At 71.9% G+C, this 25,910-nt stretch carries 25 protein-coding genes and 2 riboswitches; of the genes, 13 read left to right on the forward strand and 12 right to left on the reverse strand.

What is annotated here, in order from left to right:
* Positions 1 to 5 precede the first annotated feature (5 nt).
* The gene (locus O7611_RS13990; RefSeq protein WP_194803379.1) at positions 6 to 839 is read right to left on the reverse strand and encodes a patatin-like phospholipase family protein; all 834 of its coding nucleotides are present in this window, start codon (positions 837 to 839) and stop codon (positions 6 to 8) included.
* A gap of 75 nt (positions 840 to 914) precedes the next feature.
* Here O7611_RS13990 and O7611_RS13995 point away from each other — a divergent pair, with 75 nt between their 5' ends.
* Positions 915 to 1,643: an SDR family NAD(P)-dependent oxidoreductase gene (locus O7611_RS13995; protein WP_269696987.1), complete on the forward strand. Its 729-nt coding sequence runs from the start codon at positions 915 to 917 to the stop codon at positions 1,641 to 1,643.
* 51 nt (positions 1,644 to 1,694) lie between these two features.
* Here the strand turns inward: O7611_RS13995 and O7611_RS14000 are convergent, their stop codons facing one another.
* Together O7611_RS14000 and O7611_RS14005 are read right to left on the reverse strand one after the other, a co-directional pair.
* Positions 1,695 to 1,820 (reverse strand): MFS transporter small subunit, encoded by a 126-nt coding sequence (locus O7611_RS14000; protein ID WP_255533244.1) that lies wholly within the window; start codon positions 1,818 to 1,820, stop codon positions 1,695 to 1,697.
* Positions 1,817 to 3,226 (reverse strand): OFA family MFS transporter, encoded by a 1,410-nt coding sequence (locus tag O7611_RS14005; RefSeq protein WP_269696988.1) that lies wholly within the window; start codon positions 3,224 to 3,226, stop codon positions 1,817 to 1,819. The genes O7611_RS14000 and O7611_RS14005 overlap by 4 nt, the downstream gene beginning before the upstream one ends.
* Positions 3,227 to 3,405: 179 nt before the next feature.
* Here O7611_RS14005 and pdxY point away from each other — a divergent pair, with 179 nt between their 5' ends.
* The 5 genes from pdxY to O7611_RS14030 all read left to right on the forward strand — a co-directional run bounded on the left by pdxY (position 3,406) and on the right by O7611_RS14030 (position 8,096).
* A complete protein-coding gene (gene pdxY, locus O7611_RS14010) occupies positions 3,406 to 4,257 on the forward strand; it encodes a pyridoxal kinase PdxY (RefSeq protein WP_194803377.1) in 852 nt (283 codons plus the stop codon).
* A 99-nt stretch (positions 4,258 to 4,356) separates the two neighbouring features.
* Positions 4,357 to 4,821, forward strand: a complete 465-nt coding sequence (locus O7611_RS14015; RefSeq protein WP_013286348.1) for a helix-turn-helix transcriptional regulator — start codon at positions 4,357 to 4,359, stop codon at positions 4,819 to 4,821.
* Positions 4,822 to 4,826: 5 nt separating this feature from the next.
* The gene (locus tag O7611_RS14020) at positions 4,827 to 5,240 is read left to right on the forward strand and encodes a VOC family protein (protein ID WP_194803376.1); all 414 of its coding nucleotides are present in this window, start codon (positions 4,827 to 4,829) and stop codon (positions 5,238 to 5,240) included.
* A gap of 3 nt (positions 5,241 to 5,243) precedes the next feature.
* Positions 5,244 to 5,693: a pyridoxamine 5'-phosphate oxidase family protein gene (locus tag O7611_RS14025; RefSeq protein ID WP_269696989.1), complete on the forward strand. Its 450-nt coding sequence runs from the start codon at positions 5,244 to 5,246 to the stop codon at positions 5,691 to 5,693.
* A 27-nt stretch (positions 5,694 to 5,720) separates the two neighbouring features.
* The gene (locus O7611_RS14030; RefSeq protein WP_194803374.1) at positions 5,721 to 8,096 is read left to right on the forward strand and encodes an ATP-binding cassette domain-containing protein; all 2,376 of its coding nucleotides are present in this window, start codon (positions 5,721 to 5,723) and stop codon (positions 8,094 to 8,096) included.
* 82 nt (positions 8,097 to 8,178) lie between these two features.
* Here O7611_RS14030 and O7611_RS14035 read toward each other — a convergent pair whose 3' ends face one another.
* Entirely contained in the window at positions 8,179 to 9,987 is a 1,809-nt protein-coding gene (locus tag O7611_RS14035; RefSeq protein WP_269696990.1) for a hypothetical protein, read from the reverse strand.
* Entirely contained in the window at positions 9,984 to 10,808 is an 825-nt protein-coding gene (locus O7611_RS14040) for a hypothetical protein (RefSeq protein ID WP_269696991.1), read from the reverse strand. Before O7611_RS14040 ends, O7611_RS14035 begins: the two co-directional genes overlap by 4 nt.
* A 786-nt stretch (positions 10,809 to 11,594) precedes the next feature.
* Between O7611_RS14040 and O7611_RS14045 the strand changes: the two genes are divergently transcribed.
* On the forward strand, positions 11,595 to 12,581 hold the full coding sequence (locus O7611_RS14045) for a tyrosine-type recombinase/integrase (protein WP_269696992.1): 987 nt from the start codon (positions 11,595 to 11,597) through the stop codon (positions 12,579 to 12,581).
* On the opposite strand, the gene O7611_RS14050 is transcribed toward O7611_RS14045, so the two are convergent.
* Positions 12,571 to 13,605 (reverse strand): beta family protein, encoded by a 1,035-nt coding sequence (locus O7611_RS14050; protein WP_269696993.1) that lies wholly within the window; start codon positions 13,603 to 13,605, stop codon positions 12,571 to 12,573. The two genes, O7611_RS14045 and O7611_RS14050, sit on opposite strands and share 11 nt — an antisense overlap.
* A gap of 123 nt (positions 13,606 to 13,728) precedes the next feature.
* On the opposite strand from O7611_RS14050, the gene O7611_RS14055 reads away from it, so the two are divergent.
* Both O7611_RS14055 and O7611_RS14060 read left to right on the forward strand, forming a co-directional pair.
* Positions 13,729 to 14,748, forward strand: coding sequence for a hypothetical protein (locus O7611_RS14055; RefSeq protein WP_269696994.1), 1,020 nt, complete (start codon positions 13,729 to 13,731; stop codon positions 14,746 to 14,748).
* A riboswitch (ZMP/ZTP riboswitch) is annotated at positions 14,746 to 14,827 on the forward strand. (Overlaps the previous gene by 3 nt.)
* A 13-nt stretch (positions 14,828 to 14,840) precedes the next feature.
* Positions 14,841 to 15,707, forward strand: coding sequence for a bifunctional 5,10-methylenetetrahydrofolate dehydrogenase/5,10-methenyltetrahydrofolate cyclohydrolase (locus O7611_RS14060; protein ID WP_194803368.1), 867 nt, complete (start codon positions 14,841 to 14,843; stop codon positions 15,705 to 15,707).
* Positions 15,708 to 15,710: 3 nt separating this feature from the next.
* Here O7611_RS14060 and O7611_RS14065 read toward each other — a convergent pair whose 3' ends face one another.
* Positions 15,711 to 16,490 carry an endonuclease/exonuclease/phosphatase family protein gene (locus tag O7611_RS14065; RefSeq protein ID WP_194803367.1) on the reverse strand — a complete coding sequence of 260 codons (780 nt, stop codon included), beginning with the start codon at positions 16,488 to 16,490 and terminating at the stop codon, positions 15,711 to 15,713.
* A gap of 174 nt (positions 16,491 to 16,664) precedes the next feature.
* Here O7611_RS14065 and O7611_RS14070 point away from each other — a divergent pair, with 174 nt between their 5' ends.
* Together O7611_RS14070 and O7611_RS14075 are read left to right on the forward strand one after the other, a co-directional pair.
* Positions 16,665 to 17,438, forward strand: coding sequence for a sulfite exporter TauE/SafE family protein (locus O7611_RS14070; protein WP_194803366.1), 774 nt, complete (start codon positions 16,665 to 16,667; stop codon positions 17,436 to 17,438).
* Positions 17,423 to 18,226, forward strand: a complete 804-nt coding sequence (locus O7611_RS14075) for a GNAT family N-acetyltransferase (RefSeq protein ID WP_269696995.1) — start codon at positions 17,423 to 17,425, stop codon at positions 18,224 to 18,226. Before O7611_RS14070 ends, O7611_RS14075 begins: the two co-directional genes overlap by 16 nt.
* On the opposite strand, the gene def is transcribed toward O7611_RS14075, so the two are convergent.
* Positions 18,206 to 18,715, reverse strand: coding sequence for a peptide deformylase (gene def / locus O7611_RS14080; RefSeq protein ID WP_269696996.1), 510 nt, complete (start codon positions 18,713 to 18,715; stop codon positions 18,206 to 18,208). The genes O7611_RS14075 and def overlap by 21 nt on opposite strands.
* Positions 18,716 to 18,736: 21 nt before the next feature.
* Positions 18,737 to 19,234, reverse strand: a complete 498-nt coding sequence (locus O7611_RS14085) for a MarR family winged helix-turn-helix transcriptional regulator (protein ID WP_269696997.1) — start codon at positions 19,232 to 19,234, stop codon at positions 18,737 to 18,739.
* Between the two features lie 48 nt (positions 19,235 to 19,282).
* Between O7611_RS14085 and pip the strand changes: the two genes are divergently transcribed.
* Complete coding sequence (pip, locus tag O7611_RS14090) at positions 19,283 to 20,248, forward strand: prolyl aminopeptidase (RefSeq protein ID WP_269696998.1); 966 nt, start codon at positions 19,283 to 19,285, stop codon at positions 20,246 to 20,248.
* A 43-nt stretch (positions 20,249 to 20,291) separates the two neighbouring features.
* On the opposite strand, the gene O7611_RS14095 is transcribed toward pip, so the two are convergent.
* Positions 20,292 to 21,485 carry a chorismate-binding protein gene (locus tag O7611_RS14095; RefSeq protein WP_194803361.1) on the reverse strand — a complete coding sequence of 398 codons (1,194 nt, stop codon included), beginning with the start codon at positions 21,483 to 21,485 and terminating at the stop codon, positions 20,292 to 20,294.
* Between the two features lie 123 nt (positions 21,486 to 21,608).
* Here O7611_RS14095 and O7611_RS14100 point away from each other — a divergent pair, with 123 nt between their 5' ends.
* A complete protein-coding gene (locus O7611_RS14100; protein ID WP_013286363.1) occupies positions 21,609 to 21,809 on the forward strand; it encodes a DUF5999 family protein in 201 nt (66 codons plus the stop codon).
* 94 nt (positions 21,810 to 21,903) lie between these two features.
* Here O7611_RS14100 and gcvP read toward each other — a convergent pair whose 3' ends face one another.
* Positions 21,904 to 24,726: an aminomethyl-transferring glycine dehydrogenase gene (gene gcvP, locus O7611_RS14105; protein ID WP_269696999.1), complete on the reverse strand. Its 2,823-nt coding sequence runs from the start codon at positions 24,724 to 24,726 to the stop codon at positions 21,904 to 21,906.
* A 73-nt stretch (positions 24,727 to 24,799) separates the two neighbouring features.
* Positions 24,800 to 24,890: riboswitch (glycine riboswitch) on the reverse strand.
* Positions 24,891 to 24,946: 56 nt separating this feature from the next.
* Positions 24,947 to 25,789: an NAD-dependent protein deacetylase gene (locus O7611_RS14110; protein WP_269697000.1), complete on the reverse strand. Its 843-nt coding sequence runs from the start codon at positions 25,787 to 25,789 to the stop codon at positions 24,947 to 24,949.
* Positions 25,790 to 25,910 lie beyond the last annotated feature (121 nt).

Genomic DNA, 25,910 nt, shown 5'->3' on the forward strand with positions numbered 1-25,910 from the left:
CGCGGTCACCGCCACACCCCGGCCACCTCGGCGGCCACCGCGTCGGCCTGCGCGAACCCGGCCCGCGCCGACGCCGCCCGCCGCGCCGGGTCCAGCACGTTACGGCCGATCGCCGTCCGCGCCGCCCGGTCCGGCGACACCACCGCCACCCGCGCCCCCGCCTCCCGCAACGCCGCCACCTGCGCCGCCAGCCGAGGCATCGGCCCCACCGCCGCGCGCGTCGGCGCCAGCACCACCACCCGATCGCACCCGGCCGCCAGATCCGCGTTCACCGGCGAGCGGACCCCACCGTCGACGTAGCGCCGGCCGCCGACAGTCACCGGCGGCCACACCCCCGGCACCGCGCAACTCGCGCCGACGGCGTCCACCAGCGGCACCCCGCCATCCGCGTCGAACACCACGAACTCGCCGGAGGCCGCGTCCACGGCGGTGACCAGCAACCGCGCCGCCGGCCACTGCGGTGACGGCAACCGGGCCGCGATCACCGCCCGCCGCGACTGCTCCGACGGGGTACGCGCCGACAACGCCATCGCGCCGATACGCGCCCGGGCCCGCGCCGCGTCCCGGCCCCGCCCACCGGCCCACGCCCAGCGCAACAGCACGCCCGTCCCGAGCCGCGCCGGCACCTCCTCGCGGGGCGGCCGCAGCTGCGCCTCGTACAACTCCGCCAGAGGCGTACCCGAACGCACCTGCGCCCCGACCACCGACCCGGCCGACGTGCCCACCACCAGGTCCGCCTCGTCCAGCCGCAGGCCGTGCCCGGCGAGCCCGGCCAGCAGACCCAGCTCCCAGGCCACCCCGGTCACCCCGCCGCCACCCAGCACCAACGCGCGCCCCATGTGACAGTCCTCTCCACCCCGGATGGTCCCGCCCACGGTAACGTCGCCCCCACCGCACGACAGGGGAGAAGGGCATTGACCTCCGTCACCATCGTCACCGGGGGAGGACGCGGCATCGGCGCGGCCACCGCCCGCCGGCTCGCCACCGAGGGCCACGACCTGGTCATCGGCTACCGCGCTGACCACGCCGCCGCCGAATCCGTGGCCGCCGACGTGCGCGCCGCCGGCCGCCGCGCGGTCACCGTCGCCGCCGACACATGCGACCCCGACCAGGTACGCCGCATCTTCGACGCCGCCGACCGGCTCGGCCCGCTCACCGGCCTGGTCAACAACGCCGGCGTCACCAGCCCGATCGGCCCGTTCACCGACCTGCGCGTCGAGGACCTGCGCGAGGTCGTCGACGTCAACCTCATCGGGTACGTGCTGTGCGCCCAGCAGGCGGCCCGGCGGCTCACCCGCGGCGGCGCCATCGTCAACGTCTCCTCCGTCGCCGCCACGCTCGGCTCGCCCGGCGAGTACATCCACTACGCCGCAGTCAAGGCCGCCACCGACACCCTCACCGTCGGGCTCGCCAAGGAACTCGCGCCGCACGGCATCCGCGTCAACGCCGTCGCCCCCGGGATCATCCGCACCACGATCCACGCCCGCTCCGGCGTGCCCGACCGCCCGGACAGCGCCGCCGGGCGGATCCCGATGGGCCGCGCCGGCGAACCCGGGGAGGTCGCCGGCGCGATCGCGCACCTGCTCGGCCCGGACGCCTCGTACACCACGGGCGCGGTCCTGCGCGTCGGCGGCGGTCTCTGACCCGGCGGCGGCCCGGGGGTTTCCCGCCCCCAGGCCGCCGCGTCGCGTCTCCTACCGGGTGAACAGCTTCGCCGCCGTGATCAGCGTCTGCACCACCCCGTAGCCCAGCAGCACCGACACCACCAGCCACGACACCACCAGGCGGACCTGCTGCCCGCCTCCGCTGCGCTCGTTCACGATCCGCTCCTCTCCGTGGTCCCCTGCACCGTCTCGTCCCGCCCCGACGCGGGCTCGTGGTAGCGCTGCGGCACCGGCCGCACCAGCAGGTTCGCCACCAGACCCACCGCCAGCACCCCGACCATCGTGAACAGCGCCGGCCGGTACGCCGCCGCCGTCAGCGTGCCCGGCTCGCCCTGCGCGTCGAGGAACGCGTTGACGATCAGCGGCCCGGCCACGCCCGCCGCCGACCACGCGGTCAGCAGCCGGCCGTGGATCGCGCCGACCTCGAACGTGCCGAACATGTCCCGCAGGTACGCCGGAATGGTCGCGAACCCGCCACCGTAGAACGACAGGATCACGGCTGCCAGCAGCACGAACAACGCCGTCGAGGTCTGCCCCACCAGCGCCAGCAGCAGGTACAGCACCATGCCCACACCCAGGTACACCACGTAGATCGGCTTGCGGCCGATCAGATCCGACGTGGACGACCACACGAACCGGCCCGCCATGTTGAACAGCGACAGCACTCCCACGAACCCGCCGGCCGCCGCCACCGACACCGCCGAGGTCCCGTTGTCGCGGAAGAAGTCCTGGATCATCGGGCTGGCCTGCTCCAGGATGCCGATACCCGCCGTCACGTTGCAGAACAGCACCACCCACAGCAGCCAGAACGACCGCGTCCTCACCGCGTTGGCCGCCGACACGTTGGCGGTCGTCACCAGCGGCTTCTCCGCCACCGTCGCCGGGTCGAAACCGGCCGGCCGCCAGCCCGGCGCCGGGACCCGCACGTTGAACACCCCGAACATCATGATCACGAAGTAGCCGACGCCGAGCGTGACGAACAGCCACACCAGTGCCGAACCCGACGCCGTGGAACCGCTGTTCGACGGGTCGTAACCCGAGTCGAAGAACGACAGCAGCTGCCGGGACAGGGGAGAGGCCACCATCGCCCCACCACCGAATCCCATGATCGCGAGCCCGGTCGCCAGACCCGGCCGGTCCGGAAACCACTTGATCAACGTGGAGACGGGGGAGATGTACCCGATTCCCAGACCGATCCCGCCCAGCACCCCGTACCCCAGATACAGCAGCCACAGCTGCCCGGTCGCGATGCCCAGCGCCCCGACCAGGAACCCCGCCGCCCAGAAACACGCCGAGACGAACATCGCCTTACGCGGCCCGTTCGCCTCCACCCACGTACCGGCCACCGCGGCCGACAACCCCAGCATCACGATCGCGATGCTGAAGATCACCCCGATCGCCGTCTGACTCGTGTCGAAATGCGCAATCAGGGAGTTCTTGTACACGCTCGTCGCGTACACCTGCCCGATGCACAGATGGATCGCCAGCGCCGCCGGAGGTATCAGCCAGCGGCTGTACCCCGGCGGCGCGACGGTGTGCCGACGATCGAGTGCGGAAAGCATCAACGCTTCCTCCGTCCAGAAGGCGAGAACACCGGAGTTCATGCCCCCACCGCACGCTGCGCCCAAACCCGCCCCGCGCCCGGCGGTCGAAACCCTGAGCCGAACGGTCACCGCCGTCCCGGCCCGTCATCACCCCACCACCAGCGGTCACGCCCGTCCGGAGATGCGACGATGACCAGGTGAAGATCCTGTCCATCCAGTCGTCGGTCGCCTACGGCCACGTCGGCAACTCCGCCGCCGTGTTCCCACTGCAACGCCTCCGACACGAGGTCTGGCCGGTCCTGACCGTGCACTTCTCCAACCACACCGGCTACGGCGCCTGGCGCGGCCCCCTGCTCGCCCCCACCGACGTCGCCGACGTCATCGCCGGTATCGCCGACCGCGGCGTACTGGGCACCGCCGACGCCGTCCTCTCCGGCTACCAGGGCGACCCCGCCGTCGGCGCCGTCATCCTCGACGCCGTCGCCCAGGTCAAGGCCGCCAACCCGGCCGCCCTCTACTGCTGCGACCCGGTCATGGGCGACGTCGGCCGCGGCATGTTCGTCCGCCCCGGCATCCCCGAATACCTCCGCGACACCGTCGTCCCGCGCGCCGACATCGTCACCCCCAACCAGTTCGAGCTGGAGTTCCTCGCCGGCCGCACCACAGACACCATCGACGACCTGCTCGCCGCCGTCGACGCCGTCCGCGCCACCGGCCCCCGGCACGTCCTGGTCACCAGCGTCCTGCACGGCGACCTGCCCGCCGGCCACCTGGAAGTCGTCGCCGTCTCCGACGACGGCGCCTGGGCCGTCACCACCCCGCTGCTGCCGATCGCACCCAACGGCGGCGGCGACGTCACCGCCGCCCTCTACCTCGCCCACCTCGCCACCACCGGCTCACCACAGACCGCCCTGGAACGCACCACCAACTCGATCTACGCCGTACTCGAGGCCACACTCGAAGCCGGCACCCGCGAACTGCAGATCGTCGCCACCCAGGACGCCATCGCCGACCCACCCACCCGCTTCACCGCTCGCCGGCTGCGCTGACCGACAGCGCGGGTGCACCCGCCGCCCGGGTGCACCCCGGCGGCGACTCGCCGCTCGAACAGGTGGACGACCCCACCGCCCACCAGGCAGGATGCGGACGTGCCACCGCACCCGGCAACCGACGACCCCGCGTTCGCCCAGCGCCTGCGCGACCTCACCCGGCTACGCCGCGTCCGCGACCGCATCGACCGCGAATACGCCAAACCCCTCGACGTCGAAGCCCTCGCCCGCGGCGAACACATGTCCGCCGGCCACCTCAGCCGCCAGTTCCGCCAGACCTACGGCGAATCCCCGTACGCATACCTCATGACCCGCCGCATCGAACGCGCCATGGCCCTGCTGCGCCGCGGCGACCTCAGCGTCACCGACGTCTGCTTCGCCGTCGGCTGCCAGTCCCTGGGCACCTTCAGCACCCGCTTCACCGAACTCGTCGGCGAACCACCCAGCGCCTACCGCGCCCGCCACGCCCCCGACACCGCCGAACCACCACCCTGCCTCACCAAACAAGCCACCCGACCGATCAGGAATCGAGAAGCCCGCACCGGCCGACCACCACTAGCGTGACCACCATGACGATCACCATTCACTACGCATTCCTGCCCCACACCGACGCCGACACCGCCATCGCCTTCTACCGCGACACCCTCGGCTTCGAACTCCGCAACGACGTCGGCCAGGGCGACACCATGCGCTGGCTCACCGTCGGCCCACCCAACCAGCCCGAGACCGGCATCGTCCTGCACCCACCGGCCGTCGACCCCGGCATCAGCGACGACGAACGCCGCACCATCCTCGAACTCATCGCCAAGGGCAGCTACGGCGCACTCACCCTCGCCACCGACGACCTCGACGGCCTGTTCGACCGCCTCCAGGCAAGCGGCGCCGACGTCGTCCAGGAACCCACCGAACAGCCCTACGGCGTCCGCGACTGCGCCTTCCGCGACCCCACCGGCAACCTCATCCGCATCAACGAGCAGCGCTGACCCGTGACCGACGCGCCCCGCCCCCGCGCCCAGCGGCGCCACGACACCACCCACCGCCTCGACCACGACGTCGACTGCTGGGTCGCCACCGCCGGCCCCGACGGCACCCCGTACCTCGTGCCCCTGTCCTTCGACTGGGACGGCCACACCCTGCTCGTCGCCACCCCGGCCGACAGCCCCACCGGCCGCAACCTCGCCGGCGGCCGCGCCCGCGTCGGCCTCGGCCCCACCCGCGACGTCACCATGATCGACGGCCACGTCGAAACCCTCACCATCGACGCCCTGCCCACCGACCGAGGTGACCGCTTCGCCACCCGAACCGGCTTCGACCCCCGTACCCTGACCACGCCCTACCACTGGTACCGCATCACCCCACACCGCATCCAGGCCTGGCGCGAAGCCGACGAACTACCCGGCCGCACCCTGATGCGCGACGGCCGCTGGCTCGACTGACACCCGCACCACCGGACGGAGAGCACAATGAGCAAGGCCACCACCGGCCTGCACCACGCCGACAGCCACGACATCATCCGCGTCCACGGCGCCCGCGAGAACAACCTGCGCAACGTCGACGTCGAGATACCCAAACGCCGCCTCACCGTCTTCACCGGCGTCTCCGGCTCCGGCAAGAGCTCACTGGTCTTCGGCACCATTGCCGCCGAGTCCCAGCGCCTCATCAACGAGACCTACAGCGCCTTCGTCCAGGGCTTCATGCCTACCCTGTCCCGCCCCGAAGTCGACGTCCTCGAAGGCCTCACCACCGCCATCATCGTCGACCAGGAACGCATGGGCGCCGACCCCCGCTCCACCGTCGGCACCGCCACCGACGTCAACGCCATGCTCCGCATCCTGTTCAGCCGCCTCGGCGACCCCCACATCGGCCCACCCAACGCCTACTCCTTCAACGTCCCCTCCGTCCGCGCCGCCGGCGCCATCACCGTCGACCGCGGCCCCGGCAGGACCCAGACCAAGAAGGGCACCTTCAACCGCCTCGGCGGCATGTGCCCCCGCTGCGAGGGCCGCGGCGCCGTCACCGACTTCGACCTCACCGTCCTCTACGACGAGAAGCTCTCCCTCAACGAGGGCGCCATCACCATCCCCGGCTACAGCATGGACGGCTGGTACGGCCGCATCTTCCGCTCCAGCGGCCTGTTCGACCCCGAAAAGCCCATCCGCGACTACACCAAACGCGAGCTGAGCGACCTGCTCCACAAGGAACCCACAAAGATCAAAGTCGACGGCATCAACGTCACCTACACCGGTCTCATCCCCGCCATCAGCAAGTCGATGCTCGCCAAGGACGTCGACGCCATGCAGCCGCACATCCGCGCCTTCGTCGAACGCGCCATCACGTTCACCACCTGCCCCGACTGCGACGGCACCCGCCTGGCCCCCGAAGCCCGCTCCTCGAAGATCAACGGCATCAACATCGCCGACGCCTGCGCCATGCAGATCAGCGACCTCGCCACCTGGGTACGCGACCTCCACGAACCCTCCGTCGGCCCGCTGCTCAAAGCACTGGGGGACACCCTCGACTCCTTCGTCGAGATCGGCCTCGGCTACCTCAGCCTCGACCGCCCCGCCGGCACCCTCTCCGGCGGCGAGGCCCAGCGCACCAAGATGATCCGCCACCTCGGCTCGTCCCTCACCGACGTCACCTACGTCTTCGACGAACCCACCATCGGCCTGCACCCGCACGACATCGCCCGCATGAACAACCTCCTGCTCCAACTCCGCGACAAGGGCAACACCGTCCTCGTCGTCGAACACAAACCCGAGACCATCGCCATCGCCGACCACGTCGTCGACCTCGGCCCCGGCGCCGGCACCGCCGGCGGCACCATCTGCTACGAAGGCACAGTCGCCGGCCTGCGCGAAAGCGGCACCACCACCGGCCGCCACCTCGACGACCGCGCCACCCTCAAGGACAAGCTGCGTACGCCCACCGGCGCCCTGCCGATCCGCGGCGCCCGCACCCACAACCTGCGCGACGTCGACGTCGACATCCCCCTCGGCGTCCTGGTCGTCGTCACCGGCGTCGCCGGCTCCGGCAAGAGCAGCCTCATCCACGACTCACTGGCCAAACGCGAGGACGTCGTCAGCATCGACCAGACCGCCATCCGCGGCTCCCGCCGCAGCAACCCCGCCACCTACACCGGCCTGCTCGACCCCATCCGCAAAGCCTTCGCCAAGGCCAACGGCGTCAAACCCGCCCTGTTCAGCGCCAACTCCGAAGGCGCCTGTCCGACCTGCAACGGCGCCGGCGTCATCTACACCGACCTCGGCATGATGGCCGGCGTCGCCAGCACCTGCGAGGACTGCGAAGGCAAGCGCTTCCAGCCCGCCGTCCTCGACTACCACCTCGGCGGACGCGACATCAGCGAGGTCCTCGCCATGTCCGTCGACGAAGCCGAGACGTTCTTCAGCGACGGCGACGCCCGCACCCCGGCCGCACACACCATCCTCGACCGGCTCGCCGACGTCGGCCTCGGCTACCTCACGCTCGGTCAACCCCTGACCACGCTGTCCGGCGGCGAACGGCAACGCCTCAAGCTCGCCACCCGGATGGGGGACAAGGGCGGCGTGTACGTCCTGGACGAACCCACCACCGGCCTGCACCTGGCCGACGTCGCCCAACTGCTCGGCCTGCTCGACCGGCTCGTCGACGCCGGGAAGTCCGTCATCGTGATCGAGCACCACCAGGCCGTCATGGCACACGCCGACTGGATCATCGACCTCGGCCCGGGCGCCGGTCACGACGGCGGCCGGATCGTGTACGAGGGCACCCCGGCGGATCTCGTGGCGGCCCGGTCCACACTCACCGGCGAACACCTGGCCGACTACGTCGGCGCCTGACCGCCGTACCAGGAGCAGGGGAGAGGCACCGACAACACTCAGCGGAGGACCCCACGACGAGGACGCGCGGGCACACCTCCGTTCAGGGCTCGAGCTGGATGTTCACCGGATCGACGAACTCGACCCGCAGCCGATCATCGGACAGGATGTCGACAACCCGCTGCCAGTGCGCGGCACGCCGGCTGCAGACCGCGCGCAGGTGCTCGACGCCCGGCCGGTCTCCTTCCGCATCGACCCGCCTCAAGGTCGCCAGGCCGAACTCTGCGGTGGCGGCGCTCAGCTTCGCGGTCACGCGGCCCACCTGCTGGACGACCTCGTCCACGTGCCGGGTCAGCTCATCCACCCGGGCTTCGACGGATTCGTCGCGTCGAGACAGCGACTCCAGGCCGTCCGGCTTCTCGATGACCAACTCGTCGAACACCGGCACGGGTGGCGGGAAGCGGAGATCCGCGACGTACACAAGCTCCACCGCCTCGGTGACGAGGCGACAGAACTCCGCCCGGTGCAGCCAGTACCAAGCGCGGTCCTCCGCCATCCTCGCCAGCAGGCGCCATGTCCGGTCGTCCACGTCGAGCCACTTGATCAGATCGTGGACATCCCCTGGCCACGGTGGCTCACAGCGCTGGTGCCAGTTTTGCTCCAGCAGCGCCGCCCCGTCGTGGAGCAGCTTCTTGACGTACGCCGCGATCCGGATACGGGTGACGTTCTCGGGGCGACGCAGGACCGATCGCATCGGCTGGTACAGGTCCAGTTGAAGGAACCGGAACTCGTCACTGCCGCGGAGGCGACCGAAGTCCGGGTCACTGCTGGCGATCCAACTGCGCAGCCGTGAGGCCACACCGGTCTGCGTGGTGGCCTGCAGCGAGACCTGCCCGGCTACCTTGCTTCCAGCGCTGGCCAGAGCGGCCTGGAGTTCGATCACCGCGTACTCGGTCAGCAGGTGCTGACGCCGGTCCTCGCCGAGATCGCCGGGAGGAATCGGAGCCACCTCCGCCTCCGGGCTCGGTGGGGGAACAGGGAGATAGCCGTACAGGCCGTAGGCATAGGCAGTCGCCGCCTGGTAGTAGTCCAGGTAGCCAAGCCGTCCCGGGCCGAGCCGATGACGACGCTGCGCGCGGGCGACTGCGTCGCGAAGCAACACCGGCTGGACGGGCCAACTCCCCACCATCGTCTCGACTCGCCGGTACAGGCGTCGTGGCCACCAGGGTCGCAGGTTCCGCATCGCGACCAGCCTCTGCTCGGCGAACCAGCCGACCTCGACACCCGCAACAGTGAGCTGGTCCTGGGCCAGATCATGTACGGCGCGGGCGAGCCGGAGCGGCGCCCACACGTCCCGCGCGAAGCGAAGCGCGCCCCTGGTCACCTCGGAGCGGGTACCGGGGACCAACCACGCCAGCAATGCGTCCTCGTGCAGCCGGTGAAACTCCTGGAGCGCGGCCAGGTTGAGCAGCACCCGAGCGGTGGCCGGAGTGCCCAGCATCTCCTTGACCTGCCGCTGCGCCTCGGCACGGTCCGCTGCATCGCGAAAGGAAGACAACAACGGCCAGTACCGACCCACGAAGGCCGCGATCAACCGATCCTTGATCTGGTCACGGAGAACCTTCCGCTCGCCGACGGCATCGGTGGCGAGCGGAAGGTTCTCCACGGTGCGTTCCGAGTACGCCAGAGTCTTCGCGTACTGATAGCGCAGGCGAATGAGTTCCCGGCGCCGACGGATGGCCCACAGCATCGAGATGGGGTAGCGGAACGGGTGCCTCCACCGATCTCGTCTGCGGGTCCAGAGTGAGGCGGTGTAGCGGCTCTCCAACTCACCGAGGCAGAGCGCGCCGTGGTACGTGTCCAGGGCGGCGAGGAACAGACCCAGGTCCTCCTGAACGCTGGCCACCATCATGCGGATATCGGAGTTGAAGGGTCCAGGCGAAGGGCTTCCCGATACCACCAGAGCGCGTCGTCGAGACGCCGCTCGTCGTGCCGCTTCTTGGCCTCGTTGTACGCCTCGAAGAGTCCGGTCGGCAGGTCCCGGAGCCGCCACGTCCGCCACGGCGCCTCATCAGCCAGGCGGGTCACTGGCAGGATCTTGGCCATCGTCCAGTAGGCCGCCTTACAGGTTGCGTCTTCCCATGTCATGCCCCACTCGGTAGTCGTCGCACTGCCTGTGGCACCCGCGAACGACGTGACCGTGACCGAGACGCCGCAACAGGGCTCCTGCTTCCGCTCCTGGAGAGTTGCCCTGATCATGTAACCCGTCCGAGGCCAGAGCCGTGCCATGAACTTGGGCAGGACCGCCAACGGGTTCGTCAACGTTCCCGGCTCCTCGCCGAGGACATCGAGGAAGTTCTGCGCAGGGAGAGTCGTCGGGCCCGCATATGGCGGGTAGATGCTGGTGGTGGCGAGCTGACGGCAGAACCGGCTCTTCAGGTACGCCGCCCGGCCGGTGTCTTTCGCGTCCGCGGCATTCTCGAAGTCACGCACGTCGACCGCCCCGGGGCGGTGTGCGAGCCACTCACGGCGAAAGTTGCGCCACGCGACGAAGGCCGCCAGGAACAGGATCAGGATCCCGAGCCGTTGCCACAGCTCAGTGGGCGGGTTGCCGAAGGCACGAGCCACGCCGATCAGAAGAAGGCGGAACGGCTCCAGGAACCCCCAACCACTGTGATCCGCCGGGACGGCAGCGGACCGCGCAAGGCCACCGAGTGCCAGAAGCAGCGTCACCGTGCTGAGAGTTCCGAGGACCAGCCAGGGCACTGGTTTCGGGATCGGCAGGGGCGAGGGCGCGACTCGGGCTTTGCTGAAGATCCGATGCGGGGACCGGACCTTCCAGGACTCGGGGCGTGGGTCCCGCTGCTCGGCGTCATCGTGCCGGTTGTCCATCGAAACGCTCCTGACGACCGCCCGGGACTGCGGTTTCAGGCTAAGTGGTCGGCTAGCGAGCAACTGGAATTCGGCGGGATCGGTGTCGTGCCCGAACCTGACCTCACTGTTCGATAATGTACATTATGTCAAGTACAGCTGAGGCGGGAGCTCCCCGAGCGCCCGCGCGAGGCAGGTGACCGCCTTTGCGGGCTTTCGGGGGCGCCGGAGTGTCACGCAGTCACCCCCTGTCGTGCCGCCGGGCCGCGTGCTCAATGTGGCGCGCGTTGGCAGCGGCAGCGAGCTCGCCGCGAGCCGGCTCACGCCTCCAGACACGATGTCGCCGCCGTTGCGTCCAGGCACCGGTCATCGGGCCGGCCCATCCACCGGCCGACCCGAGCGCCCCCGCCGAATCCCACCTCACTCCACCCGCCGTCCGCCGATCATGAAGCTAGCGGCGACACATCAGACAGCACTTCCGGTCAACCTCATGATCGCTGGCGCGGCGCCAGTTCGCCGATGTGGCTGCATCGGAGCACTGGGGTTACCGCCATCTCGGCGAGATGGAGTTGATCATGGCGTTGGTCGCCCCCGCCCCCCTGTTGTGAACTCCTGGCGGGAACGCGAGAATCATGCATAATATCCCTTATGCATGACAAACCGGACGAAACGTTGGAGACCCTGATCAAGGAGTTCCTGACCGCCCGGGCCACCCGTAAGCCCTCCCCCCACACCCAGGCCGCGTACCGCAGGGATCTGACCACGGTGGCCGAGCTGGTCGCCACCGATGGTGATGCCTCTCCCCTGCACGTACCCGTCAGCGCCCTCTCCCCCAAGGTGATGCGCGCGGCGTTCGCGCGGTTCGCTGCTCCCCGGGCCGCCGCCTCGGTCCACCGTGCCTGGTCGACATGGAACAGCTTCTTCACGTTCCTGGTGGCCGAGGGTGTCGTACCGGGAAATCCGATGCCGGCGGTGGGGCGGCCCCGCACGCCGCTCCCCCGGCCCAAGCCGCTGCGCGGCGAGGACACCCCGGAGGAGCTGCTGTCGGCGGTGGCGCGCGCGGAGGGCCGGCAGCGCGATCCGTGGCCGGAGCGCGACCTGGCGGTGCTGGCGCTGGCGTTGTGCGCGGGATTGCGGCTGTCGGAGCTGCTGGCGCTGCGGGTGTCGTCGGTGGCCGGGCGCGACGGCGAGCGGCGGGTGGACGTGGCGGGTAAGGGTGGGCGGCCGCGTACGGTGCCGATCGAGGACGGCGTCGACCGGGTGCTCGCGGGTTACCTGGACAGCCGGCGGCTCCGGTTCGGGTCGCGCAGCGTGCGGCCGGATTCGCCGTTGCTGGTGGATCGTCAGGGTGAGGCGTTGCGGCGGGGCGGTCTGCAGTACCTGGTGGAGTCGTGTTACCGGCGGGCGGGCATCGGTGACCGGGTGCCGCGGGGTGCGCGGTTGCACGCGTTGCGGCACACGTTCGCGACGCGGTTGGCGGAGGACGGGGCGAGCGCGGCGGAGATCATGCGGTTGCTGGGGCATGCGTCGTTGGCGTCGTCGCAGACGTACATCGAGGTGACGGCGGGTCAGCAGCGGGCGGCGGTGGCGGCGAACCGTACCAACAGGGCGTTGTCGGGGTTGGTCAAGCGATAGCTGTCAGGCCGAGTTGGTCGGCGACGTACGACAGGTGGTGTGACGTTGCCCAGGCGATCCATTGGGTGGCGGTGCCGGGGCCGGCGTGGCGGGCGGCGCGCAGGGCGATCTGCTCGTCGCCCCAGGAGAAGTGACGCCCGGTGGGCGGCCAGTGGTCGGCGGATACGAGGGCCTGGCAGATGTCGTAGATGCCGGTGTTGCCGCTGTCCATGCCGTCGCTGGGCGCACGGTAGGTCCACCAGGTGTCCTGGTGGGTGTAGCGGATGTTGGGTGCTGGCCCTCGGCGTCCCGATCCGGCGCCGGGGTGAGTGACGCCGTAGTCGGCGAACTGGATGTCATGGTCCTTGAGCCGCTGCCAGAGGTCGAAGTCCCGCCTGCGGAGCGGGATGGCGGTGCCGGCTGGTACGTGGGAGATCGTGGCGGGCATGGCTCCGGCGGCGACGACGACCGCCTTCCAGGGGTGGCGTCCGGCCCACACGAGGTGTTTGCGAACGAGGGGTTCGGCTGTCGTGAGGTGCCGGTCGGATGCCACCTCGGCGACGTCGATGACGAGGGTGCAGTTCTCGGGTCGCAGTTCGGTGGCGGATAGGACTTGGCTCAGTCGTGCGTCGGTTTCGGCGTCGTCCGGTTCGGTGTGGTGGGCGGCGAGCCGGAGAACGCCACCGTAGGGCGCGGCGGCGTAACGGACGTCGGCCAGTTGTGCGGGGGTGTCGTTCAGGTGGGCGACGGGCAGCGCGGGGATCCCCCACGGGTGCAGGTCGTCGGCGATGTCGCGGAGTGGCCGGCGGGTGCCGGTGGTGGGTTCGGGGAGGTGGCGCACGTCGACGGCGATGGCCATGTCACGCGGGATGCTGTCCTGTGCGCGTTGACTGAAGGTGCATGCGTCGGTGATCGGACCGTGCTTGGAGGGTGGCAGGTCGAAGATCGGGAGGATGTGTGGTGCGAGTTCGTCGGGGACGTGGCTGACGGCCTGGAGTTCGGCTTGGCGTCCTTTGAGGATCGGGTGGTAGCCCGTCATTCGCATCGCCCCACACGATTTCGACGACAGTCACTTACGTCGATATTCCACGTTCTGTGCCCGATCGACAACCGTACGTATCCAGAATGGGGTCTGTCGGTGCGCTGCCGGGCTGGCAGGATCGGGCGGATGCGGGTGGATGCGGCGCGTGCGGTGGCGGTCGAGTGGGTGCGGGAGCGGATGCGGGCGGATCCGTCGATCGAGGGGGCGTTGTTCAGCGGGTCGACTGTGGGGTTGCCGGACGACGCGGTGCTGCCTGTGTGGTCGGACGTGGACGTGTTGCTGGTGCGCCGGGAGCCCGGTGTGAAGGTGGGCAAGTTCGTGCACCGGGGGGTGTTGCTGGAGGTCAGCACTGTCACGTGGGCGGAGTTGGGTGGCCCGGAGGATGTGCTGGGGTCGTGGGTGTTCGCGCCGATGTTCCGTACCGATGGGGTGATCGCGGATCCGTCGGGGCGGCTGGCGGCGGTGCGGGAGCGGGTGGCGGCCGGGTTCGCGGATCCGGTGTGGGTGCGGGCGCGGTGCGCCGGGGTGCGGCGGCGGATCGAGGGCGGGCTGCGGGCGGTGGGCGGTTCGGCGCCGGCGCCGGTGGCGGAGCAGGTGCTGGCGTGGGTGTTTCCGACGTCGTTGCTGGCGGTGTGGCCGGCGGTGGCGGGGCTGGCGGATCCGACGGTGCGGCGGCGGTATGTGCGGGCGGAGCGGGTGTTGTCGCGGTTCGGGTTCGCGGATCGGTACGCGGGCCTGCTGGACACGCTCGACGGCGGCGGTGTGGACGCGTCGCGGGTGCGGGAGCATCTGGCCGGGTTGGCGGTGGTGTTCGACGAGGCGTCGCGGCTGCCGCGGGACGGGTTCGCGTTCGGGGCGGATCTGGGTCCGGCGGGTCGGCCGGTGGTGTTCGACGGTGCGGCTGAGCTGATCGAGGCGGGGCGGCATCGGGAGGCGATGTTCTGGGTGCTGGTGACGTACGCGCGGTGTCATGTGGTGTTGGGTGCGGTGGCGCCGGAGCGGGAGCGGGCGTTCGGGGCGGCGCTGGCGGATCTGGGGGTGGCGTCGGCGGCGGATCGGCGGCGGCGGGCGGACGGTCTGCTGGCGGCGTTGCCGGGGTGGCAGGCGGTGGTGGATGCGGTGGCGGCGGAGGCTGTGGCAGGCTGAGGGGAACGCGACTGGCGGCACGGGGATGGGTGAACCATCGGGGAGCTCGTCGCGGGGGTCGACCGCCTGGGCCTCCGCGGGCGAGGTGTCGTATGTCTTCTGCGCGGTTGCTGCCGGGTGCTCCGGTGGCGGAGCGGGTGTTGTCGGAGGTCGCCGCGTCGGTGGCGGAGCTGCGTGCGGCGGGGGTGACGCCGGCGCTGGCGACGGTGCTGGTGGGTGACGACGACGCGAGCGCGGGTTATATCCGGATCAAGCAACGTCAGGCGGCCGACCTGGGTTTCGTGTCGCCGCACGTGCATCTGCCGGCGTCGGCGTCGCAGGTGGATCTGCACGCGGTGCTGGCGGATTTCAACGCGGACAAGACGGTGCACGGGGTGCTGGTGCAGTATCCGATTCCGGGTCATCTGGACTACGACCGGGCGTTGGCGGAGCTGGATCCGGACAAGGACGTGGACGGGATGCATCCGGTGAACATGGGCCGGCTGGCGTTGGGGTTGCCGGGTCCGTTGCCGTGTACGCCGGCGGGGATCGAGGCGTTGCTGGCGTTCCACGGTGTGCCGGTGGCGGGCCGGGAGGTGGTGGTCCTGGGCCGGGGTGCGACGTTGGGGCGGCCGCTTGCGATGTTGCTGGCGCAGAAGCGGCCGACGGCGAACGCGGCGGTGACCGTGGTGCACACGGGTGTGGCGGACTGGCCGCGGTACGCGCGGCGGGCGGAGATCCTGATCGCGGCGGCGGGGGTGCCGGGGATCGTGCAGCCGGAGCATGTGCGGCCGGGCGCGGTGGTGGTCGGTGGTGGGGTGCGGTACGAGGGACGGCGGTTGCTGCCGGACGTGGACGAGTCGTGTGCCGCGGTGGCGGGTGCGATCACGCCGCGTGTGGGCGGGGTGGGTCCGACGACTGTGGCGATGTTGTTCCGTAACGCGGTGGACGCGGCGCGGCGGCAGAGTGGGCTGGGCTGAGCGTCAGCCGAGGTCGACGACGAGGGGCCGGTGGTCGGAGATGGTGGCCAGCGGTGTGTGGACGGCGGTGACGGGCGGGAGCCGGTCGAGGCCGTGGCGGTCGGCGAGGATGTGGTCGAGTTGGACGCGGGGTTGCCCGGCCGGGTAGGTGGGGCGCCTCGCGAGGGGCCGCCAGCGGGTGAGTGCGGCGGCGGGTCCGGCGGGCAGGTTGAGGTCGCCGAGCAGGACCCGGGGCGCGGGCAGGGTGCGCAGGACGCGGACGACGCGGCGTAGCTGCCAGACGTTCCAGCCGGGGACGAAGGACAGGTGGGTGGCGGCGACGGTGAGGGGGCCGTGGGGGGTGTCGAGGACGGCGGCGAGCACGACGCGGGGTTCGTCGCGGAGCAGGACGAGTCCGCCGCCGGGGCCGGGTGCGTAGATGGGTGAGCGGACGGGGGCGGCGCGCAGGCGGGTGACCTGCCAGGAGCGGACGGGGTGGCGGCTGATCAGGCCGATGCCGTAGAGGGGTTCGCCGTGGCCGTCGTCGTCGTGGGTGAGGGGACGGAACTGTTCGCCGGGGGTGCCGACGACGGCGGCGGCGAAGCGGTGGTGGTCGGCGTGCAGGGCGCGGGCGGCCACGGCGGTGAGGTCGAGTTTGCCGCTGCGCGTCTGGTCGCGGTCGACTTCCTGGAGGGCGAGGACGTCGGCGTCGAGGTCGGTGACGGCGGCGGTGAGCCGGTCGGGGTCGACGAGCCCGTCGGTGAGGGATCGGCCGTGCAGCAGGTTGAAGGTGGCCAGGCGCACCTGGACACCCTACGTCGTCGTGGGAGTCTTGCCGGGTGCTGAAACTGTTGTGCTGTTCGATGCTGGTGTTCGTGGCGGTGGGGTCGGTGGGGGTGTGGTTGCGGCGTCGCCGGGGGCGGTGAGGCTGGCCACAGGGGGCCTTGTCGCTGGTGGTGGCGTGGGCAGAATGCGGCGGTGGATGCGCTGTCGTTGACGACGTTGCTGACTGCTGCCCTGCTGGCCGGGTGGGTGGACGCGGTGGTGGGTGGCGGTGGTCTGTTGTTGTTGCCGGCGTTGCTGGTGGCGGCGCCGGGTGTGCCGGTGGCGACGGCGTTGGGCACGAACAAGCTGGCGGCGATCTTCGGTACGTCGACGGCGGCGGTGACGTATGCGCGGCGGACGAAGCTGGACTGGGCGGTGGCGGGTCCGGCGGCCGGGTTGGCGGTGCTGACGGCGGGGCTGGGTGCGGCGTTGGCGGGTGCGGTGCCGGGTAGCGCGTACCGGCCGGTGGTGCTCGTGGTGCTGGTGGCGGTGGCGGTGTTCGTGCTGGCGCGGCCGTCGCTGGGTGTGGTGGCGTCGCCGCAGCGACGGACCCCTCGGCGGGTGGTGGTGGCGGTGGCGGTGGCCGGTGTGGGCATCGCCCTCTACGACGGGTTGATCGGGCCGGGTACGGGGACGTTCCTGGTGCTGGCGTTCACGGCGATTCTGGGTTCGGATTTCGTGCACGCCTCGGCGATGGCGAAGGTGGTGAACGCGGGCACGAATCTGGGTGCGCTCGTGGTGTTCGGGTTGACCGGGCACGTGTGGTGGGCGTTGGGTGCGGCGATGGCGGTGTGCAACGTGGTGGGGGCGGCGGTGGGCGCGCGGATGGCGTTGCGGCGGGGTGCCGGGTTCGTGCGGGTGGTGCTGCTGGTGGTGGTGCTGGCGCTGGTGGCCCGGCTGGGTTACGACCAGTGGATGGCGGGCTGATCGCGGTGGCGGTGCGGGCGGAGCACGACCGGGCGGTGCTGGCGGGTCTGCTGGGCCGGGATCCGGTGTTGCACGCGTACCAGTTGGGTGATCTGGACGATTTCTTCTGGCCGTACACGTCGTGGTTCCGGCGTGGCGACCAGGTGGTGTTGCTGTATCACGGGGTCGAGTTGCCGACGTTGCTGGCGTTCGCGGCGCCGGATCGGGTGCCGGACCTGGCGGGGTTGCTGGCGGAGGCGGCGCCGGTGTTGCCGGCGCGGATGTGGGCGCACCTGTCCCCCGGTCTGGAGGCGGTGGTGTCGCGCTGGTTCGTGGTGTCGGAGGCGGCGGCGCATCACCGGATGGCGTTGACGGATCCGGGCCGGCTGGCGGCGGTGCCGGCGGTGGGTGAGCCGTTGGGGCCGGCGGACGCGGCGGAGCTGGCCGGGTTGTACGCGGTGGCGTATCCGGGGAACTGGTTCGATCCGCGGATGCTGGAGACGGGCCAGTACGTGGGGGTTCGGGAGCGTGGCCGGCTGGTGGCGGTGGCGGGGGTGCACGTGTTCTCGCCGCGGTGGCGGGTGGCGGCGCTGGGGAACGTGACGACGCATCCGGACGTGCGGGGGCGGGGTCTGGGTGCGGGTGTGGTGGCGGCGTTGTGCGCCCGGCTGCGCGCGTCGGTGGATCACGTGACGTTGAACGTGCGGGCGGACAACGCGGCGGCGGTGCGGCTGTACGAGCGGCTGGGGTTCTCCCGGGTGGCCGGGTTCACCGAGTGCGCGTTGACGTCAGCGGCCGCGGCTGGGTGAGTCGAACCGGCCGGCGCGGATCTCGCGCAGGGCGCGGCGGCGGGTGTCGCCGCGCAGCGTGTCGACGTAGAGGCGGCCGCGCAGGTGGTCGGTCTCGTGTTGCAGGGCGCGGGCGAGGAAGCCGCTGCCGGTGACGGTGAGCGGTTCGCCGTGCTGGTCGTAGCCGTGTGCGGTGGCGTGCAGCGCGCGGGGGGTCGGGAAGTACAGGCCGGGGATGGACAGGCAGCCTTCCTCGTCGTCCTGGAGTTCGTCGGACACCTCCAGGGTGGGGTTGACCATGTGGCCGCGGTGGCCGTCGGCGTCGTAGACGAACACCTGGGCGTTGACGCCGATCTGGGGTGCGGCGACGCCGGCGCGGCCGGGTGCGCCGAGCAGCGTGTCCATGAGGTCGGTGACGAGGGCGCGCAGTTCGGCGTCGAAGCTGGTGACGGGTTCGCTGGGGGTGCGCAGCACGGGGTCGCCGATGATCCGGATCGGGCGCATAGTCATGTCCGGAAGGCTATCCGTTGCTTACCGTTCGCGGGTGTCCGGTGGGGTGTCCAGCAGCCCGGTGTCGGCGATGCGGTCGCGCAGGGGCCGGCGGCGCAGGGCGGCGAGGACCGCGTGCAGCTCGTCGGCGAGTGGTACCGGCAGTTCGGTGTCGAGGTGGCGTACGGCGGCGGTGGTGGCGGCCCATTCGGCTTCGACGGCGGGCAGCAGGGCGCGGGCGCGGTCGGTCAGGGTGACGATGCGGTGGCGGGCGTCGGCGCCGGGGCTCAGGTCGACGAGGCCGGCGCGGCGCATCTGGGCGACGGTCTGGCTGGCGGCGGAGTGGGTGACGCCGACGCGGGCAGCGAGGTCACGGATGGACAGCGGGCCGTCGGCGACGAGCGCGCGGACGACCGGCGAGTAGCGGGGCCGGTAGTCGGTGAGGCCGAGCCGCTGGTGGACGGCGGCGACGTCGCCGTCGAGGACGTCCAGGACGTGGCGCAGCAGGGTGCCGAGGGCGTCGCGGTCGGGGGCGGTCACGTCCACTAATGTAACAGCACTGTTGTATCTGCTCCGGGGAGGCCACTGATGTATCCACCGATCGAGCCGTACGCCCACGGCATGCTGGACGCCGGGGACGGGCAGCGCGTGTACTGGGAGACGTGCGGTGATCCGGACGGCCGGCCGGCGCTGGTGGTGCACGGCGGGCCGGGTTCGGGCGCGGGCGCGTCCTGGCGGCGGCTGTTCGACCCGGCCGCGTACCGGATCGTGCTGTTCGACCAGCGTGGCTGTGGGCGCAGCACTCCCCCGGCGTCGGATCCGTCCACCGACCTGTCGGTGAACACCACCGGGCATCTGCTGGCCGACATGGAGGCGCTGCGGGCGCACTTGGGGATCGACAGGTGGCTGCTGTGCGGCGCGTCGTGGGGGTCGTCCCTTGCCCTGGCGTACGCGCAGCGGCACCCGGGTCGGGTGAGCGCGCTGGTGCTGTTCAGCGTGGTCGCCAACACGAACCGGGAGATCGAGTGGGTGACCCGGGACATGGGGCGGGTGTTCCCGCAGGAGTGGGCGCGGTTCCGTGACGGGGTGCCGGAGGCCGACCGTGACGGTGACCTGTCGGCGGCGTACGCGCGGCTGGTGAACGACCCGGACCCGGCGGTGCGGGACAAGGCGGCGCGGGACTGGTGCGGCTGGGAGGACGTGCACGTGTCCCTCGCCGGCGGGTACGCGCCGAGTCCCCGGTTCGCCGACCGGGTGTTCCGGTACGGGTTCGCCCGGCTGGTGACGCACTACTTCGCGAACCGGGGTTTCCAGCCGGATGGGCAGGTGCTGCGCGACGCGGGCCGGCTGGCCGGCATTCCGGGGGTGCTGGTGCAGGGGCGGCTGGACGTCAGCGGCCCGCCGGACATCGCCTGGCAGCTGACCCAGGGCTGGCCGGACGCGCGGCTGGAGATCGTGGAGTCCGGCGGGCACGGTGGCGGGCACGGTATCGGCGAGCGGGTCGTCGCCGCCCTGGACGCGTTCGCCGCCGGCCGGAGCCCCGCCGACGGCTAGAGCCGCCGCCCGGGGCCGGGCAGCCGGGGCGGCGGACAGCCTGTCAGCCGGCGAGCAGGGCGCGGATCGGGGCGGCCTTGGCGGCGGCCTCGGCGACCTCGGCGGCGGGGTCGCTGTCCCAGGTGATGCCTCCCCCGGCCCACAGGTGCAGCAGGTTCCCGTCGGCGGCGGCGGTGCGGATGGTCAGGCCCAGGTCGAGGCAGTCGGGTCCGACCCAGCCGAGCGCGCCCATGCTCGCGCCGCGACCGACCGGCTCCAGCGCGGCGACCTGCGCCAGGGCGGCGTGTTTGGGTGCGCCGGTGACCGAGCCGCCGGGGCAGACGGCGCGCAGCAGGTCGGCCAGGCCGAGGCCGTCGGCGGGCGCCGCCGACACCGTGGACTCCGCCTGCCACAGGTCACACCAGCGGCGTACGGCGAACAGCTCGTCGACGCGCACCGACCCGGTGCGGGCGACGCGGGCCAGGTCGTTGCGTTCCAGGTCGACGATCATGACGTGTTCGGCGCGTTCCTTGGCCGAGGCGAGCAGGTCGCGGCGTCCGGCGGGGGTGGCGGGGCGGGTGCCCTTGATGGGGCGGGTGACCAGCCGGCCGTGCTCGACGGCGATGAGGGTCTCCGGGGAGGCGCAGCCGAGCGTCCAGCCGGGGCCGTGCAGGGTGCCGCCGTAGCGGGCGCCGGGCAGCGCGGCGAGGCGGGCCAGCGCGGGGCGCGGGTCGCCGGTGTAGCCGGCGGCGGCGTGGCCGACGATGTTGACCTGGTAGACGTCGCCGCGGGCGATGGCGGCGCGGACCGCGCCGACGGCGTCGGCGTGCGCGGCCTTGGTCCAGCTGTCGCGCCAGGGCCCGAGCCGCCACGGTGCCGGGGCCGGTGGCCGGGGTGCCGCCGGGCGGTCGGTGTGGTGGTAGACGACCACGACCAGGTCGGGCAGCGCCGGCGCGGGACTCGGCGCGCCGGGCGACACGCCGATGGCGTACGCGCCGGCGGCGGCGGACAAATACAGCGCGGCGCCGCACACCGCGGCGCCGGGGTCGTGTCGGCCGGGCCGGGCGAGGTCGCTGCGGTCGATGCCGTGTGCGGCGAGGAAGCGTTGTGCCAGGTCGGCGGGGTCGCCGCCGTCGCCGATCGACCAGTGCAGCCGGGCGGTCTCGACGAGCCAGCGGCGACATCCGGGCGGCGCGCCGGGTGCATCGACCTCCACCTGTGGGAGCGCTTCCACGACGTCCGGGCCGTTACGGGTCATCCGTTCAGCCCATTCTGGGTGAACAAGACGCATCCTTGCTCGTTGCCGCTCAGTTTTCCTTGGTACTGTGCGTCACTGGTCATGTGAACCATGACACAGTGCCCCCACAGTCCGGAGAACCCGATGTGTCAGCACCAGCCCACCTGCCCCTCCGCCGACGCAACCGACCGAGAGGCCGCCCGCGTCCTCGCCTGCTTCCCTGAGCAGGGCTGGAGCCTGCTCTGCAACGGTGTCATCGTCTTCGAGGACACCGGTGAGCTGCTCCCCGACGGGCGCACCATCGCCCCGCACCGGGGTCCGGCCCGCCACGCCCTCGTCGCCTGAGCGATCACGCAGCGTCAGTGAGCGTACGCGCCGGTCATGACCGGCGCGCGCACCGGCCGGGGCGGCGACAGCCCACCGCCCCGGCGTCAGCCGCTCAGTCCTCGAACGCCTCCGGCGCGGGGCACGAGCAGACCAGGTTCCGGTCGCCGTACGCGCCGTCGATGCGCCGCACCGGAGGCCAGTACCGGCCCGCCCGGTCCACACCCGCCGGGTAGGCGCCCACCGACCGCGGGTACGGGTGCGGCCACTCGTCGGCCGACACCATCGCCGCCGTGTGCGGCGCGTTTGACAGCGGGTTGTCCCCCGCCGGCCACTCCCCCGAGCCGACCTTGTCGATCTCCGCCCGGATCGCGATCATCGCGTCGCAGAAGCGGTCCAGCTCGGTCAGGTCCTCGCTCTCGGTCGGCTCCACCATCAGCGTCCCGGCCACCGGGAACGACATCGTCGGCGCGTGGAAGCCGTAGTCGATCAGCCGCTTCGCCACGTCGTCGACGCTCACGCCGGTGGCCTTGGTCAGCGGACGCAGATCCAGGATGCACTCGTGCGCGACCAGGCCCTTGTTGCCGGCGTACAGCACCGGGAAGTGGTTGCGCAGCCGCGCCGCCACGTAGTTCGCCGCCAGGACCGCCACGCCGGTGGCGCGGGCCAGCCCGTCGGCGCCCATCATCCGCAGGTACGCCCACGGGATCGGCAGGATCCCCGCCGACCCGTGGTTGGCCGCCGAGATCGCCGGCCGCCGGTCGGCGCGCGCACCGAGCGGGTCACCGGGCAGGAACGGCGCCAGGTGCGAACGCACCGCCACCGGCCCGACGCCGGGGCCACCGCCGCCGTGCGGAATGCAGAACGTCTTGTGCAGGTTCAGGTGCGACACGTCCGCCCCGAACCGGCCCGGCTTGGCGAACCCGACAAGCGCGTTGAGGTTCGCGCCATCGACGTACACCTGACCGCCCGCGTCGTGGACCCTCGCGCACAGCTGGGCGATGCCGGTCTCGTACACGCCGTGCGTCGACGGGTACGTCACCATGATCGCGGCGAGCGCGTCCCGGTGCTTGTCGATCTTCGCGTCGAGGTCGACCAGGTCGACGTTGCCGTCGGCGTCGCAGCCGACCACCACGACCCGCATGCCGGCCATGACGGCGGACGCGGCGTTGGTGCCGTGCGCCGACGACGGGATCAGGCACACGTCCCGGTGGGCCTCGCCGCGCTCCCGGTGGTAGCCGCGGATCGCCAGCAGCCCGGCCAGCTCGCCCTGCGATCCGGCGTTGGGTTGCACGCTGACCGCGTCGTAGCCGGTGACCTCGGCCAGCCAGCCCTCCAGCTGCGCGATCAGCTCCCGGTACCCGGCGGTCTGCGCGTCCGGCGCGAACGGGTGCAGGTGCGCGAACTCCGGCCAGGTGATCGGTTCCATCTCGGTGGTGGCGTTGAGCTTCATCGTGCACGAACCCAGCGGGATCATGCCGCGGTCCAGCGCGTAGTCGAAGTCGGCCAGGCGGCGCAGGTAGCGCAGCATCGCCGTCTCCGAGTGGTGGCTGTGGAACACCGGGTGGGTGAGGAAGTCCGACGTGCGGGCCAGCCCGTCGGGCAGGGCCGCGTCCACCTCCCCGTCGAACCCGTCGACGCCGAACGCCGCCCACACCGCGGCGAGGTGCGCGGGCGTGGTGGTCTCGTCGCAGGAGATGCCGACCCGGTCGGCGTCGACCAGCCGCAGGTTCACGTTGCGTTCGGCCGCGGCGGCGACCACCTGCGCGGCCCGGCCCGGCACGGTCGCGGTGACGGTGTCGAAGAACGCGACGTCCGCGACCCGCACGCCCCCGGCGCGCAGCCCGGCCGCGAGCCGAGCCGCCGCCTCGTGGGTACGCCGGGCGATGGCGCGCAGCCCGTCCGGGCCGTGGTAGACGGCGTACATGCCGGCCATCACCGCGAGGAGCACCTGGGCGGTGCAGATGTTGCTGGTGGCCTTCTCCCGGCGGATGTGCTGCTCGCGGGTCTGCAACGCCAGCCGGTACGCCGGGTTGCCGTCGGCGTCGCGGGACACCCCGACCAGCCGGCCCGGCAGCATCCGCTCCAGGCCCGAGCGCACCGCCAGGTAACCGGCGTGCGGACCGCCGAAGCCCATCGGTACGCCGAAGCGCTGGGTGGTGCCGGCGGCGATGTCGGCGCCGATCTCGCCCGGCGGGCGCAGCAGCGTCAACGCCAGCAGGTCCGCCGCCACGGTCACCAGCGCGCCCACGCCGTGCGCCGCGTCGACCAGCGCACGGTGGTCGCGGACCGCCCCGGACGCGGCCGGGTACTGCAGGTGCAGGCCGAAGAACTCCGCCGGCAGGTCGTCGCGCTCCACGTCGACCACGCGCACCTCGATGCCGAGCGGCTCGGCGCGGCTGGCGATCACCGCGACGGTCTGCGGCAACGCGTCGGCGTCGACCACGTACACCGGGCTCTTGCTCTTGGACGCGCGGCGGGCGAGCGTCATCGCCTCGGCCGCGGCGGTGCCCTCGTCGAGCATCGACGCGTTCGCGACTGGTAGCGCAGTGAGGCCGGACACCATGCTTTGGAAGTTCAGCAGCGCCTCCAGCCGGCCCTGGCTGATCTCCGGCTGGTACGGCGTGTACGCGGTGTACCAGGCGGGGTTCTCCAGCACGTTGCGGCGGATCACCGCCGGGGTGTGCGTGCCGTGGTACCCGAGGCCGATCATGGACACGGCGACGGTGTTGCGCGACGCGAGGGCACGCAGCTCGGCGATGGCCTCCCGCTCACCGGCCGGGGCGGGCAGGTCGAGGGTGCCGTGCCAGCGGATCACCTCGGGGATCGCCGCGTCCATCAGCTCGTCGACGGAGCCGTAACCGACGGTGTCCAGCATCCGGCGTTCGTCGTCGCGGCCGGGACCGATGTGCCGGTCGGCGAACTGCTCTGCGGTCATGCGCTGCGCTCCTTGGTGGGGCGAGGTCGACGGGTCGGCCTCCCCCTGAGTCGCGCTGACGCGCTCCACAGCGCCTGCCCACGTGGTCCTTTTGCCTGAGAGGTTCCGGGGAGAATCTGCCCCTTCGGCGCCGTCAGGTCGACGGTCTCTCCCACGTGGGTGGTACCGGCACCCCCAACGCTACCAGCGGGCGTGTTTCCGGCTCATGTCCCGGGGTTGGTCACACCGGCGCCGGAGCCGCCGCCACCCGGTCGGCCAGCGCGCACAGGGTGGCGCCCAGCGGCGCGTCCAAACGCAGCGCCGCGTAGGGGTCGCCGCGGGTGACGCCCTGGTTGACGATCGCCACCGGGATGCCGTGGCGGGCCGCCCGCAGCACGAACCGCCGGCCCGACATCACCGTCAACGACGACCCGAGCACCAGCAGCGCCCGGGCCCGCTCGACCAGCGCGAAACAGTCCGCGACACGCGGCGCGGGGACCGTCTCGCCGAAGAACACCACGTCCGGTTTCAGCGTGCCGGTGCCGCACAGCGCGCAGTCGACGGTGCGGAACCCGGTCACCGCCTCGTCGGGCAGGTCCACGTCACCGTCGGGGTTGACGCGCGCCACCCGGGCGTCGAATCCCGGGTTCGCCTCCGACAGGCGCCGGTGCAGCTCGTCGCGGCCGGTGGCGTTGCCGCAGTCCAGGCACGTCACCTCGTCGAGGCGGCCGTGCAGCTCGATCACGCCGGTGGCGCCGGCGGCGGTGTGCAGCCCGTCGACGTTCTGGGTGATGATGCCGCCGAGCAGCCCGGCCGCCTGCAGCCGCGCCACCGCCCGGTGCCCGTCGTTGGGCGCCGCCCGGGCGATGGTCCGCCAGCCCAGGTGGCTGCGCGCCCAGTACCGCCGCCGGGCCAGCGGATCCCGGGTGAACTCCTGGTACGTCATCGGGGTGTGCCGGCGCGCCGCGCCGCTGGGCCCCCGGTAGTCCGGGATGCCCGACTCGGTGGACAGGCCCGCACCGCTGAGCACCACCACGTCCCCGGCCGTCACCAGCCGCGCCAGTTCCTCGAACGCCTCACTCACCCGTCCATCGTCCCTCGCCGGCCCCGCACCTCCCACCCGCTCACCCGACCGATGCCGTCGATCATGAAGTTGGCGGTGGTCCGGCCCGGCGTGTCGCACCGCCAACCTCATGATCGACGAG

Source organism: Micromonospora sp. WMMC273 (assembly GCF_027460285.1).
Lineage (GTDB): Bacteria > Actinomycetota > Actinomycetes > Mycobacteriales > Micromonosporaceae > Micromonospora > Micromonospora aurantiaca.

Coding starts and splice junctions, on each gene's coding strand:
- O7611_RS14095 (WP_194803361.1), bottom strand. CDS start 21,485: ATGACCCGTAACGGCCCGGACGTCGTGGAAGCGCTCCCACAGGTGGAG.
- O7611_RS14060 (WP_194803368.1), top strand. CDS start 14,841: ATGTCTTCTGCGCGGTTGCTGCCGGGTGCTCCGGTGGCGGAGCGGGTG.
- O7611_RS14030 (WP_194803374.1), top strand. CDS start 5,721: ATGAGCAAGGCCACCACCGGCCTGCACCACGCCGACAGCCACGACATC.
- pip (WP_269696998.1), top strand. CDS start 19,283: ATGTATCCACCGATCGAGCCGTACGCCCACGGCATGCTGGACGCCGGG.
- O7611_RS14045 (WP_269696992.1), top strand. CDS start 11,595: ATGCATGACAAACCGGACGAAACGTTGGAGACCCTGATCAAGGAGTTC.
- O7611_RS14050 (WP_269696993.1), bottom strand. CDS start 13,605: ATGCGAATGACGGGCTACCACCCGATCCTCAAAGGACGCCAAGCCGAA.
- O7611_RS14100 (WP_013286363.1), top strand. CDS start 21,609: ATGTGTCAGCACCAGCCCACCTGCCCCTCCGCCGACGCAACCGACCGA.
- O7611_RS13990 (WP_194803379.1), bottom strand. CDS start 839: ATGGGGCGCGCGTTGGTGCTGGGTGGCGGCGGGGTGACCGGGGTGGCC.
- O7611_RS14020 (WP_194803376.1), top strand. CDS start 4,827: ATGACGATCACCATTCACTACGCATTCCTGCCCCACACCGACGCCGAC.
- O7611_RS14055 (WP_269696994.1), top strand. CDS start 13,729: ATGCGGGTGGATGCGGCGCGTGCGGTGGCGGTCGAGTGGGTGCGGGAG.
- O7611_RS14035 (WP_269696990.1), bottom strand. CDS start 9,987: ATGATGGTGGCCAGCGTTCAGGAGGACCTGGGTCTGTTCCTCGCCGCC.
- gcvP (WP_269696999.1), bottom strand. CDS start 24,726: ATGACCGCAGAGCAGTTCGCCGACCGGCACATCGGTCCCGGCCGCGAC.
- def (WP_269696996.1), bottom strand. CDS start 18,715: ATGACTATGCGCCCGATCCGGATCATCGGCGACCCCGTGCTGCGCACC.
- O7611_RS14005 (WP_269696988.1), bottom strand. CDS start 3,226: ATGCTTTCCGCACTCGATCGTCGGCACACCGTCGCGCCGCCGGGGTAC.